The organism is Streptomyces sp. NBC_00289 (assembly GCF_041435115.1).
GTDB lineage: Bacteria > Actinomycetota > Actinomycetes > Streptomycetales > Streptomycetaceae > Streptomyces.
Genome location: NZ_CP108046.1, coordinates 2,543,038 through 2,560,318, shown reverse-complemented (window position 1 = coordinate 2,560,318; position 17,281 = coordinate 2,543,038). Strand labels below are relative to the sequence as shown.

General features: G+C 71.9%; 16 protein-coding genes. 8 read left to right on the top strand and 8 right to left on the bottom strand.

The window, feature by feature from the left end; genetic code table 11:
- Window positions 1–95 precede the first annotated feature (95 nt).
- Together OG985_RS11955 and OG985_RS11950 are read right to left on the bottom strand one after the other, a co-directional pair.
- A complete protein-coding gene (locus OG985_RS11955; RefSeq protein WP_371668276.1) occupies window positions 96–734 on the bottom strand; it encodes a DedA family protein in 639 nt (212 codons plus the stop codon).
- Window positions 731–1,504: an MBL fold metallo-hydrolase gene (locus OG985_RS11950; RefSeq protein WP_371668275.1), complete on the bottom strand. Its 774-nt coding sequence runs from the start codon at window positions 1,502–1,504 to the stop codon at window positions 731–733. Before OG985_RS11950 ends, OG985_RS11955 begins: the two co-directional genes overlap by 4 nt.
- An 83-nt stretch (window positions 1,505–1,587) precedes the next feature.
- On the opposite strand from OG985_RS11950, the gene OG985_RS11945 reads away from it, so the two are divergent.
- The 5 genes from OG985_RS11945 (at window position 1,588) to OG985_RS11925 (ending at window position 7,694) form a co-directional block, all read left to right on the top strand.
- Entirely contained in the window at window positions 1,588–1,989 is a 402-nt protein-coding gene (locus tag OG985_RS11945) for a hypothetical protein (protein ID WP_371668274.1), read from the top strand.
- Between the two features lie 136 nt (window positions 1,990–2,125).
- Entirely contained in the window at window positions 2,126–4,189 is a 2,064-nt protein-coding gene (locus OG985_RS11940) for a phage holin family protein (protein WP_371668273.1), read from the top strand.
- Between the two features lie 143 nt (window positions 4,190–4,332).
- A complete protein-coding gene (locus tag OG985_RS11935) occupies window positions 4,333–5,394 on the top strand; it encodes an ATP-binding protein (protein WP_371668272.1) in 1,062 nt (353 codons plus the stop codon).
- Entirely contained in the window at window positions 5,391–7,205 is a 1,815-nt protein-coding gene (locus tag OG985_RS11930; protein ID WP_371668271.1) for a hypothetical protein, read from the top strand. The genes OG985_RS11935 and OG985_RS11930 overlap by 4 nt, the downstream gene beginning before the upstream one ends.
- A 63-nt stretch (window positions 7,206–7,268) precedes the next feature.
- A complete protein-coding gene (locus OG985_RS11925; RefSeq protein WP_371668270.1) occupies window positions 7,269–7,694 on the top strand; it encodes an OsmC family protein in 426 nt (141 codons plus the stop codon).
- Window positions 7,695–7,911: 217 nt separating this feature from the next.
- On the opposite strand, the gene OG985_RS11920 is transcribed toward OG985_RS11925, so the two are convergent.
- Window positions 7,912–8,775, bottom strand: a complete 864-nt coding sequence (locus OG985_RS11920; protein ID WP_371668269.1) for a helix-turn-helix domain-containing protein — start codon at window positions 8,773–8,775, stop codon at window positions 7,912–7,914.
- Between the two features lie 105 nt (window positions 8,776–8,880).
- Window positions 8,881–9,714 carry a helix-turn-helix domain-containing protein gene (locus OG985_RS11915; protein ID WP_371668268.1) on the bottom strand — a complete coding sequence of 278 codons (834 nt, stop codon included), beginning with the start codon at window positions 9,712–9,714 and terminating at the stop codon, window positions 8,881–8,883.
- Window positions 9,715–9,895: 181 nt separating this feature from the next.
- Between OG985_RS11915 and OG985_RS11910 the strand changes: the two genes are divergently transcribed.
- Window positions 9,896–10,201 carry a 4a-hydroxytetrahydrobiopterin dehydratase gene (locus tag OG985_RS11910; protein WP_371668267.1) on the top strand — a complete coding sequence of 102 codons (306 nt, stop codon included), beginning with the start codon at window positions 9,896–9,898 and terminating at the stop codon, window positions 10,199–10,201.
- 115 nt (window positions 10,202–10,316) lie between these two features.
- On the opposite strand, the gene OG985_RS11905 is transcribed toward OG985_RS11910, so the two are convergent.
- Both OG985_RS11905 and OG985_RS11900 read right to left on the bottom strand, forming a co-directional pair.
- Window positions 10,317–10,796 (bottom strand): hypothetical protein, encoded by a 480-nt coding sequence (locus OG985_RS11905; protein ID WP_371668266.1) that lies wholly within the window; start codon window positions 10,794–10,796, stop codon window positions 10,317–10,319.
- A complete protein-coding gene (locus OG985_RS11900; protein WP_371668265.1) occupies window positions 10,793–11,272 on the bottom strand; it encodes a hypothetical protein in 480 nt (159 codons plus the stop codon). Before OG985_RS11900 ends, OG985_RS11905 begins: the two co-directional genes overlap by 4 nt.
- Window positions 11,273–11,334: 62 nt before the next feature.
- Between OG985_RS11900 and OG985_RS11895 the strand changes: the two genes are divergently transcribed.
- Both OG985_RS11895 and OG985_RS11890 read left to right on the top strand, forming a co-directional pair.
- Entirely contained in the window at window positions 11,335–12,303 is a 969-nt protein-coding gene (locus tag OG985_RS11895) for a helix-turn-helix transcriptional regulator (RefSeq protein WP_371668264.1), read from the top strand.
- Between the two features lie 40 nt (window positions 12,304–12,343).
- The gene (locus OG985_RS11890) at window positions 12,344–14,254 is read left to right on the top strand and encodes a rhamnogalacturonan lyase (protein ID WP_371668263.1); all 1,911 of its coding nucleotides are present in this window, start codon (window positions 12,344–12,346) and stop codon (window positions 14,252–14,254) included.
- A 127-nt stretch (window positions 14,255–14,381) separates the two neighbouring features.
- Here OG985_RS11890 and OG985_RS11885 read toward each other — a convergent pair whose 3' ends face one another.
- Both OG985_RS11885 and OG985_RS11880 read right to left on the bottom strand, forming a co-directional pair.
- Window positions 14,382–15,650: an IS256 family transposase gene (locus OG985_RS11885; protein WP_331718661.1), complete on the bottom strand. Its 1,269-nt coding sequence runs from the start codon at window positions 15,648–15,650 to the stop codon at window positions 14,382–14,384.
- 167 nt (window positions 15,651–15,817) lie between these two features.
- Entirely contained in the window at window positions 15,818–17,044 is a 1,227-nt protein-coding gene (locus OG985_RS11880) for an IS110 family transposase (RefSeq protein WP_371667353.1), read from the bottom strand.
- Window positions 17,045–17,281 lie beyond the last annotated feature (237 nt).

Here is a 17,281-nt window from a genome sequence, read left to right as displayed (position 1 = left end):
CGGCGTTCCCGTTGGGTAAGGGACTTCCCGCCTCCACGTACGACCGGGCAAGGCAGAAGGGGGACGGGCACGGTCGCGCGCGGCCTCTGCCCGGGCTAGGCCTTCCCCCACGTCCTGGCGTTCCTGCGGAGCCGCCGCCACAGGCTCGGTGCCGTGCTGACCGCCACGGTCAGTGCGACCGCCGCGACCACGCCCTCCCACGGTTCCTCGAACAGGGAGCCGCCCAGTATCCCGATCAGCTGGTACGTCACGGCCCAGGCCAGGCAGGCCGGCAGGTTGCCGCGGGCGAAGCGGCGCAGCGGCCACTTCGCCATCAGGCAGGCCAGCATCACCGGGATGCGGCCCGCCGGCACCAGCCGCGACAGCACCAGGACCGCCACGCCGTGATCGGCGAGCTTCTCCTGCGCCTGGGCCAGCCGGTCCTCCGGGGCGCGTGAGCGTATCGCCTCCAGCCAGCGCGACCCGTTCTTCGACCGCATCCCGCGCCGCCCCAGCCAGTAGAGCGCCCCGTCGCCGAGGAACGCGGCCAGCGAGGCCGTCACGAACACCAGCGCCAACGCGAGCGGTGAGGACTGGTGGACGGCCACCACGGCCGCCGTGCTCACCAGCGCGCCCGTCGGCACCACCGGCACCAGGGCCCCGATCAGCACCAGCAGGAACAACGAGGGATAACCGAGCGCCTGCTGGGTGTACTCGGGAGCGACCGACGCCGGGGCGGTGGCGAGCCAGCTCACCGCGCGACCTCCAGGCGCACACTCTCTCCGTGCCCGAGCCGGTGCACCGCCACGCCGGGCGCGTGCTCCGCCGCGAGCCGTACGAACTCCTCGCCCGGCGCGTGGAACTCGTGGGGGCGCACGGCGTCCATCCCGATCGGCCAGTACGTGCCGTAGTGCACCGGCACCGCACTGCGCGGCGCCAACCGGGCCAGCGCCTGGGCCGCCCGCCCCGCGTCGAGATGTCCCTCGCCGAGATGCGGCCCCCAGCCGCCGACGGGCAGCAGCGCCACGTCGACCGGCCCGACCTCCGCCGCCATCGAGTCGAACAGGCCGGTGTCCCCGGCGAAGTAGGTGCGGGCCTCGCCCTCCACGACGTAGCCGAGCGCGGGGGCGCGGTGCGGACCCAGCGGCAGTCGCCGCCCGTCGTGCCGGGCGGACACCGCCCGGACGGTCAGCGGGCCGACCGTGGTCTCCTCGCCGGGCGCCATCTCGCCGACCTCGAGGTGCGGGAGCCGGCGCAGCCCCGGTATCGCCCGGGGTGCGCCCCGGGGCACGAGCAGGCGCGTGCCCGGTGCCAGCCCGGCGAGCGAGGGAACGTGCAGGTGATCGGCGTGCAGATGGGAGACCAGCACCACGTCGGCGCGGCGGGCGGCGGGCGGCGGCAGCGCGCCGCGACGACGGCGCAGGTGGGCGAGGCGGCGGGCGAACAGAGGATCGGTGAGCACACGGACGTCCGAGTCCTCGACCGTGCAGGTGGCGTGCCCCCACCAGGTGATCTCCACCGGCACCTCTTTGCCTCCTTCGCGCGACTCCCCGAAGCCTACGGGCAGGAGTAGGGTCGGCGGCGAAACGCGGAGGTGAGGGGGACGCCATGGGACCGGTTCGTGTCACGGCGATCGCGAGTCTGACGCCGCTCGAGGAACTGGACGCCGATCCCTTCCTGGTGGACTCCCGCAGCCAGCACGCGATGTGCGCCCGCTGGGCGGCCGAGCGCGGCTACGTCGTCGGCCGGGAGCTGCTGGTGCGGGGGCTGCGCCCCGACCACTGCATGCTGTGGGACGGCGTCCGGCCCGGCCTCGATCTCTTCGTGGCGCCCAGCCGTCGGGTGCTGGAGAGCGCGCTGTCCTCCGTCGAGGAGTTCACCGCGGAGTGCGCCCGCCGGGGAGTGGGCGTCGAGACGGTGGGTCACGCCGAGCCGTCGTACGACGCCCAGATGAAGGCCCGGGTGCACCGCAGACTGTCGATGCCGACGGCGGGGTACGACGGCCGTTAGGCCTGGCCCGGGCGGTGGCCCGGGCCCGCTCCGCAGCGGTTCCGCCCCCTCGGGCCCCAGGGGGTCCCGCCGCGCGTTGTGACAGGGTGAGTGCAGGCGCCCGCACCGACGACGGGCGGGGAGAGGTGGGCTGGGCGTGCGGGGCGTGCGTTGGCGGCGGGTCGTCAGTCAGATCGGGCGGAGCGTCACGGTGTGGGCCGTGTCCACGGTCGCCATGCTCGTGCTCGCCGGCCTGCTGCCGGACTTCCAGATCCAGTCGCCCGACGGCGACAGCGCCACCCGGATCGCCGTCACCGCCGCGTTCGGCGCCGGCGCCTTCGGCCTCCTGTCGGCCCTCGTCTGGCCTGTGCTCGTACGGCTCCTGCTGCTGGTGCCCGCGCTCGTGCTCGGGCTCCTCGTCTTCGTGCTCAACGGGTCGCTGCTGCTGATCGCGCTGCGCATCAACCCCTCCGGACGCGGCGAGGTGGCCCCGGAGACCGCCGTCGTCGTGGCGGCCGTGATGTCCGCCCTCGCCTCCGCCACGGGCGCCGCCCTGGCCGTACGGGACGACGACGCGTACCGCCGCAGGCTCTACCGCCTCGCCGACCGCCGCCGCGGTGCCGGGCCGGCCTGCCCCACCACCCACGGCACGGTCTTCCTCCAGCTCGACGGCGTCGGCCACGACATCCTCCTGGCGGCGGCCGCCAAGGGAGTCATGCCGACCGTGGCCGGATGGCTCGGCGACCGGCCGACCCACCGGCTCACCCCCTGGCGCACCGACTGGTCCAGCCAGACCGGCGCCAGCCAGCTCGGCATCCTGCACGGCAGCAATCACGACGTCCCCGCCTTCCGCTGGTACGAGAAGGACAGCCGCGAGGTGATGGTCTGCAACCGTCCGAGCAGCGCCGCCGAACTCCAGCGTCGCGCCGTGACACGGGCGGGCCACGGGGGACTGCTCTCCGTCGACGGCGCCAGCCGCGGCAACCTGTTCAGCGGCGGCGCCGAGGAGCAGGCCCTGGTGCTGTCCATCGCCATCGTGCGGCGCAGCCGCGAGAACCGCTCGCGGGCCGGCTACTTCGCCTACTTCTCCGACCCGGCCAACGCCGTGCGCACCGTCATGTCCTTCGTCGCCGAGGTGGGCCGCGAGATAGCCCAGTCCACCCGGAGCCGTATCGACAAGGCCCGCCCGCGGGTGGCCCGCGGCGGCCTCTACCCCTTCGTCCGCGCCTTCGCGACGGTCGTCGAACGGGACGTCGTGGTCGCCGCCGTCATGGGGGACATGCTCGCCGGACGCACCGCCGTCTACGCCGACCTGGTGGCGTACGACGAGGTCGCGCACCACTCCGGACCGCACAGCCGCGACGCCGAGAAGGTCCTCGAACGCCTCGACCGGTCGCTGGCGCTGATAGCGAACGTCGCCGAGCACGCCCCCCGGCCGTACCGGATCGTGGTGCTGTCCGACCACGGGCAGAGCCCCGGCGAGACCTTCCGCACCCGCTACGGGCTCGGCCTCGGCGAGCTGGTCCGGGCCGGCTGCGGTCTGCCCGTGCCGCGCAAGGCGCAACGCACGCACAGCGGGGCCGAGGCCCGCGCGGCCGTGCGCGCCGCGCTGCGCCGGCCCGTGGAGGAGGACAGGGAGCAGTACCGTCCCTCGCGCCACTCCGAGCCCCTCGTGCTCGCGTCCGGCAACCTCGGCCTGGTCTCCTTCCCGGACGTGCCGCACCGCATGACCAAGGAGGAGATCGACGCCCGCCACCCGGCGCTGCTGACGACCCTCGCCAACCATCCCGGCATCGGCTTCCTGCTCGTCCGCAGCGAGGAGCACGGCGGGCTGGTGCTCGGCGCGCACGGCGCCGCGGTCCCGGTCGACGAACTCGACGACGACCACCCCGGGCCGCTGGCCGACTTCGGGCCGGGGGCCGCCGACGCCGTCCGCCGCACCCACTCCTTCCCGCACACCGCGGACATCATGGTCAACTCCTGGTACGACCCGTACGACGGCGAAGTCCTCGCCTTCGAGGAGCAGATCGGCTCGCACGGCGGGCTCGGCGGCGCGCAGGCCAAGCCGTTCCTGCTGTCGCCGCTGGCCTGCTCGGCCCCCGTCGGGCACGGCGAGGACATCGTCGGCGCCGAGCACGTCCACCGCGTCCTGCGCCGCTGGCTCGGCGAGGCGAACGGCCCGCAGGTGCCGCTGCCCGCCGAAGAGGAACGCGCGGCCTGAGCGCGGCCGCGACGGCGGTCGCGACGGCGGTCGGCGGGAAAACCGGGTGACGGCCGCGCCCGTCGGTTGAGAACCTCGACGGTGAGCAACCGGGCCCGCGTCAGCGGCGCCGGTTTCCGGCGCACAGAAGAAGGGCGCACGCCTTGCAGGCTGCCGTCACCGTCACTCCCGCCCGCATACCCGAACTGCTGCTCGGCCTCGCGACCGTACGGCCGGTCTTCCTCTGGGGTGCCCCCGGCATCGGAAAGTCCTCCCTGGTCAGGGAGTTCGCGCAGTCGCTGGGGCTGGAGTGCGTGAGCCTGCTGGGCACCCAGCTCGCGCCGGAGGACCTCATCGGGGTGCCGCAGATCCGTGACGGACGGTCGGTGTTCTGCCCGCCCGAGGCGATCGCCCGCGACGAGCCGTACTGCCTGTTCCTCGACGAACTCAACGCGGCCACCCCGGACGTGCAGAAGGCGTTCTACTCCCTGATCCTGGACCGCCGTATCGGCACCTACGAGCTCCCGAAGGGCTCCATCGTCATCGGCGCCGGCAACCGGGCCACCGACAACGCCCTCGCCCGGCCGATCGCCTCCGCCCTCGTCAACCGGCTCACCCACGTCCACCTGGAGGCCTCCGCCACGGACTGGCTCGTGTGGGCGGCGGGCAACGGCATCCACCCGTGGGTCCTGGACCACGTCACCGACCGGCCCGACCATCTGTGGTCCAAGCCGCCGAAGACCGAGGAGCCCTTCTCCACGCCCCGCTCCTGGCACATGCTCTCCGACGCGCTGCACTCCTTCGGCCAGGGCCTCGACGAGGCCACCCTCAAGGTGATCGCGCACGGCACGCTGACCCCGGCGCACGCGGTCGCCTTCTGCGGCTACGTCAAGATCGTGCGCAGCCGGTTCGGCATCGAGGCGATCATCAAGGGCGAGGCGAGCTGGCCGCACCGCACCCAGGACCGCGACCTGCTCTACTACCTGGCCGAATCCTTCCGCGGACGCCTCGTCAAGGAACTCCCGGCCAGCAAGACCCACATGTCGGAGAGCGGCCGCCAGACCGTGTACCGCGCCAAGTCGCTGCTCGTGCAGCTCGCCGAGATCTCGGTCGAGGTGGCGCAGAGCGTCATCGCCTCCGACGCCGACGGCAATCCCGTACTGCCCGCCTGGTTCCTGGTGGAGGCGGCGCGGGACATGCCCCGGCTCGTGGAGGCGCGGCGATGAGCCCGGCCCGCGACCGGGGCCGGCAGGGCAGGGGCCGTAAGAAACGGGACCTGGCGGGCGAGGCGTTCGCCGAAGGGATGCGGTTGGTCAAGGCCAACCCGGCGCTGGGCGCGTTCGCCTTCGACACCTGCCGCCAGGAGGAATGCGCCCTCGCGCCGCGGGACGGGCTCGTCCGCGTCGACTCCGACGGCACCCTGCACGCCCACCCGGCCCGCCTCGCCGACCCGGCCGACTGGGCCTGGGCCCTCGCCCACGCCCTGCTCCACCTCGGCTTCGGACACGTCCCGGCCGCTAAGGGCCGGCGCGAGCAGCCCGACCGCCACGACCTCGCCGCCCGCTGCGCCGTCGTCAACCGTTTCCTGCTCACCTTCACCGTCGGCCGCACCCCCGAACACCTGCCCGCCGCCTACCCCGACGGCGACGAGGAGCAACTGGCCGACCGCTGGCGCAAGAGCGGACTGCCCGCCGCCTACGAGCACTGCGGCACGGCCGGCCACGAGCCCGACCAGCTGCTGCTGACCTGGGAAGGCTGGTCCGGGGCGCTGCCGGACTGGCAGCTCGCCTTCGCGCACGCGCTGGCCCGCACGATGTCCACCGCGCTCGACATGGCGGGCGGCCGACGCGACTCCATGGAGGGCGAACCGACCCGTCTGCGGCCCTGGGAGAAGGCCCTGAGCTGGTTCGTCTCCTCGTATCCGCTGCTCGGCGGCATCGCGGCCGGCATCACCCTCGTCGCCGACGCCGAACTCGCCCGCGCGCACGACATCTCCGTCGCCGCCGTCGACGCCGGGGCGGGCGAGATCTACGTCAACCCGCTGCGTCAACTCTACGACGAGGAGTGGAGGTTCGTCCTCGCCCACGAGATGCTGCACGCCGCCCTGCGGCACGGCGACCGGTGCGGCACCCGCGACCCGTACCTGTTCAACATCGCCTGCGACTACGTCATCAACGGCTGGCTCGGCGAGATGCAGGTCGGCACCATGCCCGACGGCCTGCTGCACGACCCGGCCCTGACCGGCCTCTCCGCGGAGGAGGTCTACGACCGGATCGCCGGCGACCTGCGACGGATGCGGCGCCTGGCCACCCTGCGCGGCAAGGGCCTCGGCGACGTACTCGGCGGCCCGCTCGGCGCCCCCGGACCCTACGTCGACCTCGACGAGTTCTACCGCCGGGGCCTGGCCCGCGGCCTGGACCTGCACGAGCACCAGGAACGCGGCTTCCTGCCCGGCGGCCTCGTCGAGGAGATCCGCGCGCTCAGCCATCCACCGCTGCCCTGGGACGCAGGACTGGCCCGCTGGTTCGACGAGTTCGTGCCCAGCCCCGTGGCCGTACGGTCGTACGCGCGTCCCTCGCGCCGGCAGGCCGCGACCCCCGACATCCCGCGCGCGGGCCGCTCCTTCCCGCCCGAGGAGATCGCCCGCTGCACCTTCGGCGTGGTCCTCGACACCTCCGGTTCCATGGAACGGGTGCTGCTGGGCAAGGCGTTGGGCGCCATCGCCTCCTACGCCGATGCCCGGGACGTGCCGGCCGCCCGGGTCGTGTTCTGCGACGCGGCCCCCCACGACGCGGGCTATCTGCCGGTCGCGGACATCGCCGGCCGGGTGCGGGTGCACGGCCGCGGCGGCACGGTCCTGCAGCCCGGCGTCGACCTGCTGCACCGCGCGGACGACTTCCCGCCCGCCGCGCCGATCCTGGTGATCACGGACGGCTGGTGCGACGTCCTGCGGGTACGGCGCGAGCACGCGTACCTGATTCCGCAGGGGGCGCGACTGCCGTTCACCGCACGGGGACCGGTCTTCCGGGTGAGTTGAGCCGGAGTGTGATCGGATGGGGTGGGCAACCCGTCACCGGGACCACTCGTGAAAGGAATGACCGTGGCTACCACGCGTACCGCACACACCGTCTGGGAAGGCAACCTGCTCGAGGGCAACGGTGTCGTCACCTTCGACTCCTCCGGCATCGGGGCGCAGCCGGTGTCGTGGCCGTCGCGCGCCGAGCAGGCCAACGGCAAGACCAGCCCCGAGGAGCTGATCGCCGCCGCCCACTCCAGCTGCTTCTCCATGGCGCTGTCGCACGGCCTGGCCGGTGCGGGCACTCCGCCCACCCGGCTGGAGACGAAGGCCGACGTCACCTTCCAGCCCGGCGAGGGCATCACCGGCATCCACCTCACCGTGCGCGGCGAGGTGCCCGGCCTGGACGCCGCCGGCTTCGCCTCGGCCGCCGAGGACGCCAAGAAGAACTGCCCGGTCAGCCAGGCCCTCACCGGCACGACGATCACGCTGACCGCAGAGCTCGCCTGATCCCGGTCCTCGCGCGGCCGCCGGTCCGGGGCGGCCGCGCGCGGGCAGGACCCGTACCGTCGCCGAGGCCGGGCTGTCGGTCGGCGACTCCCGGACAGGGCACGGCAGTACGGGCGGTGTCGTCTCCTCGGGCTGCGGGACACCGGGCGGATGGTGCCGTGCGTGCGCGGGGGAGGTGCGGGTTCGTGGATCGTGCCGATGCGTGGGTCGGGCCGGTTCAGAAAGCCTCGCGTCGCTCACGGAGGAGCGTCTTGGTGCGTTCGGCCGACGCGGCCTGCGCCGACATGTGGTCGAGGACCTCCAGGTGCGTGGCGACCTCCCTGCGGGAGTCCAGGTAGAGGGCCCCGGTCAGGTACTCGGTGAAGACCATGTCGGGCAGTTCCGGCTCGCCGAACCGGAAGAGGGAGAACGGCGCGTACGTCCCCGGGTGCGGCCCGTCCGCGAACTCGGCGACCTGGAGCGTGACGCGGTCGCGGTCGGCGAACTCCAGCAGCTTGTCCAGCTGATCGCGCATCACCTCGCCGCGCATGCTCACCGGGCGCAGCAGCACCGTCTCGTCCATGATCACCCACAGGTGGGGCGGGTTGCCGCCCTCCAGCAGCCGCTGCCGGGCCAGTCGCAGCGACACGTGCCGCTCGATCGCCTCCGGCCCCGTCTGCCCGATGGTCCCGGCCTCCATCACGGCACGCGCGTACCCCTCGGTCTGCAGCAGCCCGGGCACGAAGTGCGGCTCGTAGGACCGGATGATCCGGGCGGCCCCCTCGAGACTCACGTACATGCTGAACCACTCCGGCAGCACGTCGTGGAACCGCTGCCACCAGCCCGGCTCGTTCGCCTCCTCGGCCAGCGCGACGAAGGCCGTCGTCTCCTCGTCGGCCACGCCGTACGTCTCCAGGAGCACCTGCACATACGGGATCTTCAGCGCGACCTCGGCCATTTCCATCCGCCGTACGGTCGTCGGGGCCACCCGCAGTACGCGCGCGGCCTCCTCGCGCTTGAGGCCGGCCGCCTCCCGCAATTCCTGCAGGCGCCTGCCGAGCACCACCTGTCCGACGGTGGGCGCGGGCCGCCGCTCACTCACGCCACGCCTCCCCATACGCGCCGAAGTACGCGAGCAGTGTGACATGCCGTGCCGCCGGTCTCACAGGGGCGGAGGTGAGGAAAGCGCCGGACGGGCCGGGCCGGGTCAGCGCAGCGCTGAGCGAAGGTACTCGGCGGTGGCCGGGTCGGCCGGGAGGAACGTCTCGATGGCAAGCTCGGCGACGGTCACGTCCATGGGGGTGTTGAAGGTGGAGATGGAGGAGACGAAGGACAGCGTCCGCCCCTTGTGCTCGACCCGCATCGGCAGCGCGAAGTACGCGACGGACTCGGCCGGCCGCTCCTCGTCCCGCGTCCTCGGCACCGGATAGGCCGCGACCTCCTCGTACAACTCCCGCAACGGCCGCGAGCGGTGCAGGGCGATCTGCCGTTCCATCTGGGCGAGCAGATGGCCGCGCCACTCACGGAGGTTGCGGATGCGCGGCGCCAGCCCCTCGGGGTGGAGGGTGAGCCGCATCGCGTTGAGCGGAGGGGCGAGCAGCGACTCCGGTACGCCGTCGAGCAGCAGCATGACGCCACGGTTCGCGGCCACCACCCGGTAGGTGGCGTCGACGACCAGCGCCGGGTAGGGCTCGTAGCCCCGGATCAGCCGCTCCATGCCCTCGCGCAGGGCGTCGAGCGCGGGGTCCTCCCACGGGGTCTGCGGGTAGTGCGGTGCGTAACCGGCCGCCAGCAGCAGCGCGTTGCGCTCGCGCACCGGGACGTCGAGGTGTTCGGCCAGCCGCAGCACCATCTCCTCGCTGGGCCGGGAGCGGCCGGTCTCGACGAAACTGATGTGCCGGGCCGAGGAGTCGGCACGCAGTGCCAGCTCCAGCTGGCTGACCCGCCGTCGTTCCCGCCAGGCCCGCAGCAGCGGGCCGACCCCCTGGTCCGCGGACGTGGTGACGGGTGCGGCGGCGGTACCGGACGAGACCGTGGGCATACGCACGACCGTAGTCGAAAAGGCCCCGCGCCAACGAGCCGGGGAAGCCGTTGCGGGAAGCCCGCGGCGGTGCACCGGGCAGGGGCCGCACCCGCCTGTCGGCCGCCCCTGCGACCAGGGCCGCGACGGCACACATGTGGCAGGCTGAAAGGGCACCCGGCACCCTGGAAGGAGCGCGGCCATGTCCGTCGAACCGCTGTCGCAGAAGGAGATCGAGGACCGGCTCGCGGAGCTGCCGGGCTGGTCGCTCGACGGCGACCGCCTCACCCGTTCCTACCGGCTCGGCTCGCACTTCGCGGCCACGGCGATGGTGATCCACATCGCCCAGGTGCAGGAGGAGCTCAACCACCACTCCGACCTCACCCTCGGCTACGACACCGTGTCCCTGGCCGTGAACACCCACAGCGCGGGCGGCGCCGTGACGGAGCTGGACTTCGAGCTCGCCCGCAAGGTGGCGGCGCTCGCCCCCGGACACGGGGCGGCCTGAGCGGCGAGGCCGGGGGGCCGGGCGCTGCGCCCTGTGTCCTGTAGCCGGACGGGCCGGGAGGGGCCGGGAGGGGCCGGAGGCTCAATGATCGAGGGCGTGCGGTGATCCGCCGTGTTCAGGAACCCGTCCGCCGCGTGAAGTCCATGCTCCAGTTCGGCAGCCAACCGTCGCCGCCGTCGAGCGAGAACGCCTGCTCCCAGCGGGCGGTGGTGTCCGAGATCCCCGACCACACGAACCGCACCCGCACGTCCTTCCCGTCGTGGGTGTCGTCGCCGTGGAACACACCGCGGACGTCGCCGGATGCGTGCTGGAAACGGCCGGACACCGGCGGGAACAGCCTTCCGCTGCGGCTGGAGGACCAGTTCAGCGCCCACGTGTGCCTCTCGCGGTCGAACAACCGCAGCGTCAGACCCTTCCAGCCCTGGTCCGGCACGTCCAGCTCGTCGATGTTCGCGGCCCCGTCGAACAGGCTCCAGCAGCGGCTCGTGGCGACGAACTCCTCCCAGTCGGCGCCGGGGTCGAGGAAGTCGGTGCGGCGACGGTGGTGGACGTCCCAGTCGCCGTGCAGGAAGTCGAAGTCGTGCGGGCTGCTCATGAGCGGTCTCCGGTGGTTCCGGCGGGCAGACAGTCGGCCAAGTAGGCGTCCAGATCGGGTACTTCGGGGGCCAGCAGATGCCGTACCCAGGCGTCCCGTTCGTGCAGGATCGGCGGCAGTTCCCAGACGCAGCCGATCCACGGCAGGTCCGGGGTGACGAAGTGGGTGGGGTCGCGGTCCGGGCAGCCCAGCACCGGCTGCCCCGCCGACGCGCCCCGGAAGTGCAGGACGTTGTCCCACACCCAGCTGTACGCGTTCAGATAGGCGCCGTCGTCACCGCCCCGGTGCAGCACCACGAACGTGGCCGGCGGCGTGCCGTCCGGTTCCGGCAGCAGTTTCGGCAGGATCGCGTACGCCGCCCGCTCCACCTCCGGCGCGATGCCCGCCGGGTCCGCGGTGACGTGGTAGCGCTTGATCCGCCGGCCCGCCATCTCGATCGGCGGTGGCACGGTCAGCAGTTTCTCCGTGAAGGCCATGGCAGGACGCTAGGCCCCCTTCACTGACATCTTCTGTCAGTGAAGTCTGGGATCCTGCCGGGGTGAAATCCGCCCGGCTCGTTTCGATCCTGCTGCTGCTCCAGACCCGCGGCCGGATGACCGCCGCCCAGCTCGCCGAAGAGCTCGAGGTCTCGGTCCGTACGGTCTACCGGGACGTCGAGGCGCTCGGCGCGGCCGGCGTCCCGTTGTACGGCGACGCGGGCCACGCCGGGGGTTACCGCCTCCTCGACGGCTACCGCACCCGCCTGACCGGCCTCACGGCCGGCGAGGCCGAGGCCCTGTTCCTGGCGGGCGCCCCCGGTCCCGCCGCCGAACTCGGTCTCGGGCCGGTTCTCGCGGCCGCCCAGCTCAAGGTGCGCGCCGCCCTGCCCCCGGAACTGCGCGGGCACGCCGACCGTGTCAGTGGCCGCTTCCACCTCGACGCTCCCGGCTGGTACGCGGACGCCGAGCAGACGCCCTACCTGTCGGCGGTCGCCGGAGCGGTGTGGGACAGCCGTATCCTGCATACCGTATACCGTCGATGGCGTGAGCCCACCGATGTGGAGCGCCGTATGGAGCCCTACGGCCTGGTCCTCAAGGCGGGCCGCTGGTACGTCGTCGCCGGACCGGGGCCGCGCACCTTCCGCGTCGACCAGATCCTCCGGCTCACCGTGTCCGACGAGGAGTTCACCCGGCCCGACGACTTCGATCTGGCCGCGTACTGGACGGCGTACCAGCGCGACTTCCACGACCGGCTGTACCGCGGCGAGGCCGTGGTCCGGCTGGCACCGGGAGTGCGCCTCACCGGACCGGCCGGTGCCGCCGTACAGGCCAACGGACGTGCGGAGCCCGACGGTTGGACGCGGGCGACGGTCCCCGTCGAGTCCCTCGACCACGCCCATGACACGTTTCTGCGCCTGGGCACCGGCATCGAGGTCCTGGAGCCGCCCGAACTGCGTGAGCGGATCGCCCGGACGGTCACCGAACTGGCCGCCCGATACGGCAACTCCACCGCCACCGGCGGCAACTGACAGGACGGAACCCGCCCCGTCCTCCCAGGAGGTACGTCTCGTGCAGCACCCGCACCCGCATCCGCACCCCCGTCCCCATCCACGTCCGCGCAGGCGGCGCGGGCGAACGGCCGCCCTCTCCGCGCTGACCGCCGCCGCGGCCCTGATCGGCGCCGGACTGACCACGCTCACCCCCGGCACGGCCGAGGCCGCCACCGCCCGCCAGGTCGAGAGGCTGGACCGGGGCGTCGTCAGCGTCCACACCGACAGCGGCAACCTGATCAGCTGGCGCTGGCTCGGCACCGACCCGGGCGACGTCTCCTTCAACGTCTACCGGGCCGGCACCAAGGTCAACTCGACCCCCCTCACCGGCGCCACGAACTACTTCCACTCCGGTGCGCCCAACTCGGCCGACTACACGGTCCGCGCGATCGTGAACGGCGTGGAGCAGGGCGACTCCGTCCACGCGATCCAGTTCCGCACCGGCTACAAGGACGTGCCGATCAGCCCGCCCGCCGGCGGCACCACCCCGGACGGCGTCGCGTACACCTACGAGGCGAACGACGCGTCCGTCGGCGACCTCGACGGCGACGGCCAGGTGGACTTCGTCCTGAAGTGGCAGCCCACCAACGCCAAGGACAACTCCCAGTCCGGCTACACCGGCAACACGATCGTCGACGGCGTCAGACTCGACGGCACCCGGCTGTGGCGCGTCGACCTGGGCCGCAACATCCGCTCGGGCGCGCACTACACGCAGTTCCAGGTGTACGACTACGACGGCGACGGCAAGGCCGAGGTCGCCATGAAGACGGCCGACGGCACGGTCGACGGGGCGGGCACCGTCATCGGCAGCTCCTCCGCCGACCACCGCAACTCCAGCGGATACGTCCTGTCCGGCCCCGAGTACCTGACCATGTTCAACGGCCAGACCGGACGGGCGATGGGGACGGTGGACTACGTCCCGGCCCGCGGCACGGTCTCCTCGTGGGGCGACTCCTACGGCAACCGTGTCGACCGCTTCCTCGCCGGAACCGCCTACCTGGACGGCTCCCGCCCCTCACTGGTCATGGCGCGCGGCTACTACACCCGGACCGTGATCGCCGCCTGGGACTGGCGCGGCGGCGCGTTCACCCGCCGCTGGACCTTCGACACCAGTTCCTCCACCAACAGCGGCAAGGGATACGACGGCCAGGGCAACCACCAGCTGTCGGTCGCGGACGTGGACGGCGACGGCAGGGACGAGATCGTGTACGGCTCGATGACCGTGGACGACAACGGCTCCGGCCTGTGGACGACGAAGAACGGCCACGGGGACGCGATGCACGTGGGCGACCTGGACCCGTCCCGCGCCGGCCTGGAGGAGTTCAAGGTCGACGAGGACGGCTCGAAGCCCTCCTCCTGGATGGCCGACGCGAGGACCGGCCAGGTCATCTGGTCCACCCCCGCCAACGGCGACAACGGGCGCGGCGTGGCCGGGGACATCTGGGCCGGCAGCGCGGGCGCCGAGTCGTGGTCGTCCTCGGAGAGCGGCGTCCGCGGCCCCAAGGGCACGGTGGTGTCCACCCGCAAGCCGTCCAGCACCAACTTCCTGTGCTGGTGGGACGGCGACCCGGTCCGCGAACTCCTCGACGGCACCCACATCGACAAGTACGGCGCCTCGTCCGACACCCGCCTGCTGACCGGCGCCTCGGTCCACTCCGGCAACGGCACCAAGGCGACCCCGTCGCTGTCCGGCGACATCCTCGGCGACTGGCGCGAGGAGGTCGTCTGGCCGACCAGCGCCAACACGGCTCTGCGGATCTACTCCACCCCGGTGGAGACGACCACGAGGATCACGACCCTCCTCCACGACACCCAATACCGCACCGCACTGGCCTGGCAGAACACCGCCTACAACCAGCCCCCGCACCCGAGCTTCTTCATCGGCGACGGAATGCCGACGGCACCGCGCCCGACGGTCTACACCCCGTGAACGACGGTGGGTGCGCGCCCTCCCGGGCCCGCACCCACCGATTCGGCTGACCCGGTTCAGAGGGTCTATCAGGATTCAGGTGTGGTTCGTCTGTTTGGCCTACAGGTTTTTCGGTGGGCTGGTCGGCCTACACTCGTCCGGCGGTAAGGCGGCCGTCGAAGAGAACGTCGAACTCGTTCAAAGCGCTTTTCCAGCGGTTGTTCCAGCGCTGGCGGCCGCGGCCGGTGGGGTCGAGTGCGAGGGTGGCGAGGTAGAGGCGTTTCAAGGCGGCGGTCTCGTTGGGGAAGTGTCCGCAGGCCTGGGCCGCGCGCCGGTAGCGGGCGTTGAGGGACTCGATCGCGTTCGTGGTGTAGACGACCTGCCGGATCGCGTCGGGCAGACCGAGGAAGGGCACGAATTCGCTCCAGGCCCGCTCCCAGGTCCCGGCGATCGACGGATAGCGCTTGCCCCACTTGTCGTCGAAGTCGGTCAGCCGTGCCCGGGCCTCGTCCTCGTTGACAGCGGTGTAGACGGGCTTGAGGTCGCGTGCGACGTCGGCCCAGTCGCGGCGTGAGGCATACCGCAGACTCGCGCGCAGGAGATGAACCACGCAAGTCTGCACCACAGTCCGGGGCCAGACGGCGTTCACCGCGTCGGGCAGGGCGCTGAGCCCGTCGCAGACCAGCATCAGCACATCACGGACGCCTCTGTTCTTGATCTCGGTGAGCACCGTCTGCCAGTACTTGGCGCCCTCGCCGCCGTCGCCGGCCCACAGGCCGAGGATCTCGCGGTAGCCGTCGGCGGTGACCGCGATGGCCACGTAGATGGGCCGGTTGGCGACATGACCGTCTCGGATCTTGACGTGCACGGCATCGATGAAGACGACCGGGTAGACCGCGTCGAGCGGGCGGGTGCGCCATTCCGCCATCGATTCCAGGGCCTTGTCGGTGATCGTGGAGATGGTCTCCTTCGTTGTCGTCATCCCGTACGTCTGGGCGAGATGGGAGACGATCTCGCCGGAGGTCAGGCCCTTTGCGGTCAGCGAGATCACCAGGTCGTCCAACGCACCAGTGCGGCGGGCGTACTTGGGCAGCAGCCGGGGCTGGAAGGTGCCCAGACGGTCTCGCGGGATCTGCACCGTGACGGCGCCGACCTCCGTCATCACCTTCTTGCTCCGGTAGCCGTTGCGGGTGTTGCCGCCCGAGCGCGACCCGCGCCCGCCGACGCGGCCGACCCCGTCGGCCAGGTGCTGGTCCATCTCTGCTTCCAGCGCGGACTGCATCAGGTGCTGAGCGAGCTCGGGCAGCAGGCCGCCCTCGCCCATCAGCCGCAGTCCCTCTCCGCGGACCTTCTCGGCCGCGAGCGCGGCCAGCTCCTCCAGCAGCTCACTGGACAGACCATTCTGCGACACCGGCATCGACTTCACGTCGGCACCCTCGACGCCACCGCCGACCTCGGCAAGCGACACGCCCTCCACGGTCTCGATCAGGTGACCAGTCGTCGTACTCATCAGGCTCACTCCTTCGGGGAGATCCACACCTGATTCATGACACTCCCGGTTCAGACACCCCATGTCGTTTGACGTCAAGGGGCGTGTGTCTGGGCGTGGTGTGACCAGGCGGTTGCTTCGCTGTAGGTGGTGCGGGTTTTGAGGCAGCCGTGGAGGATGCCGACGAGGCGGTTGCCTACCTGGCGTAGGGCGGGGTTGTAGCCCGCTTCGCGGGCGCGTTGTTTGTCGTAGTAGCGGCGGGCGCCGGGTGAGACGCGCAGGGCGGCGAATGCCTGGTGCTGGAGGGCGTCGGCGAGACGGTTGTTGCGGACGTAGCGGGACTGGACGGTGTGGCTCTTACCGGAGGCCCGGGTGATGGGGCTGGTGCCGGCGTAGTTCTTTCTGGCCTTCGCGCTGGCGTATCGGGCGGGGTCGTCCCCGAACTCGGCGAGCACCCGGGCGCCGGTGATCTCCGCAATGCCGGGCATCGAGAGGTAGATCTCAGCGTCCGGGTGCGCGAGAAAATGTGCCTTCACCTGCTCTTCCATCGCGGCTATCTGTTCGTTCAGCGCGATGATCAGCCGTGCGTGTGCGGTGGTGGTGGCCGCGTAGGCGGCGGTGACCGGCTCGGGCAGGCCGAGCTGCTGTTCGCGTAAGGCGGTCTGGATGGTGACCGCTTTCGCGTCCCGGTTGCGGCGGCGGGCGCGGGCCAGGACCGCAATGATCTGGGTGCGGGTCAGCTTCGCCGCTGCCGTCGGGGTAGGGGCCTTGATCAGCAGTTCCATCGCGTCCGTGCTGTTCAGCGTCAGGTCGGCGTAGGCGTTCAGGGCGGCAGGGAAGTACTCGCGCAGCGTGGTGCGCAACCGCTGGAAGGTGCGGGTGCGTTCCCAGATCAGGGTCTGATGGGCGCGGGCGACGACCTTGACGGCCTGGGCCTGTTCGCTGTCGCCGGCCACCGGCCGCAGCTGGTCCCGGTCGATGCGGACCATGTCAGCCAACGCGTGCGCGTCGCCCTTGTCGCTCTTGGCCCCGGAAGTGCCGTAGCGCTCCTTGAAACGGGCCACCTGCCGCGGGTTGATCGCATAGACCTGGTAACCCGAGGCGGCCAGGGCCTGCACCCACGAACCGCGGTCGGTCTCGATCCCCACCACCACCCCGGCCGGGTCCAGGCCCTCACCACCGTGTCGGCCCACGAGTTCGTGCAGCCTGGCGATGCCCTCCACGCCTTCGGGTAGTTTCGCCGCGGCGAGCTTGCGGCCCGTCTCGTCCTGGAGCTCGACATCGTGGTGGTCCTCGGCCCAGTCATCACCGATCAGCAGCAACAGACTCTCCCCAATCACGTACGGCACAGGGCGGTGCAGCCTGCGGAAGGCACGGCGCGCGGCCTAATGGATTCAGTGCTCACGCCCCGCGGGGCAGGCACGCCACCCCATCAGCGGTCTGGCCTCCCGGCCGACCAGCAGGGGCACGGTCTGAACCCAGAACTCGAACGGTTCCGGCGTCGGTAGTGCTCACCTGCTGGCGGCTACGGCACCGAGTCTCTCCGACCCGGCAGCTCC

Coding starts and splice junctions, on each gene's coding strand:
- OG985_RS11945 (WP_371668274.1), top strand. CDS start 1,588: ATGGGACCGGTTCGTGTCACGGCGATCGCGAGTCTGACGCCGCTCGAG.
- OG985_RS11930 (WP_371668271.1), top strand. CDS start 5,391: ATGAGCCCGGCCCGCGACCGGGGCCGGCAGGGCAGGGGCCGTAAGAAA.
- OG985_RS11915 (WP_371668268.1), bottom strand. CDS start 9,714: ATGCCCACGGTCTCGTCCGGTACCGCCGCCGCACCCGTCACCACGTCC.
- OG985_RS11910 (WP_371668267.1), top strand. CDS start 9,896: ATGTCCGTCGAACCGCTGTCGCAGAAGGAGATCGAGGACCGGCTCGCG.
- OG985_RS11905 (WP_371668266.1), bottom strand. CDS start 10,796: ATGAGCAGCCCGCACGACTTCGACTTCCTGCACGGCGACTGGGACGTC.
- OG985_RS11900 (WP_371668265.1), bottom strand. CDS start 11,272: ATGGCCTTCACGGAGAAACTGCTGACCGTGCCACCGCCGATCGAGATG.
- OG985_RS11885 (WP_331718661.1), bottom strand. CDS start 15,650: ATGCCGGTGTCGCAGAATGGTCTGTCCAGTGAGCTGCTGGAGGAGCTG.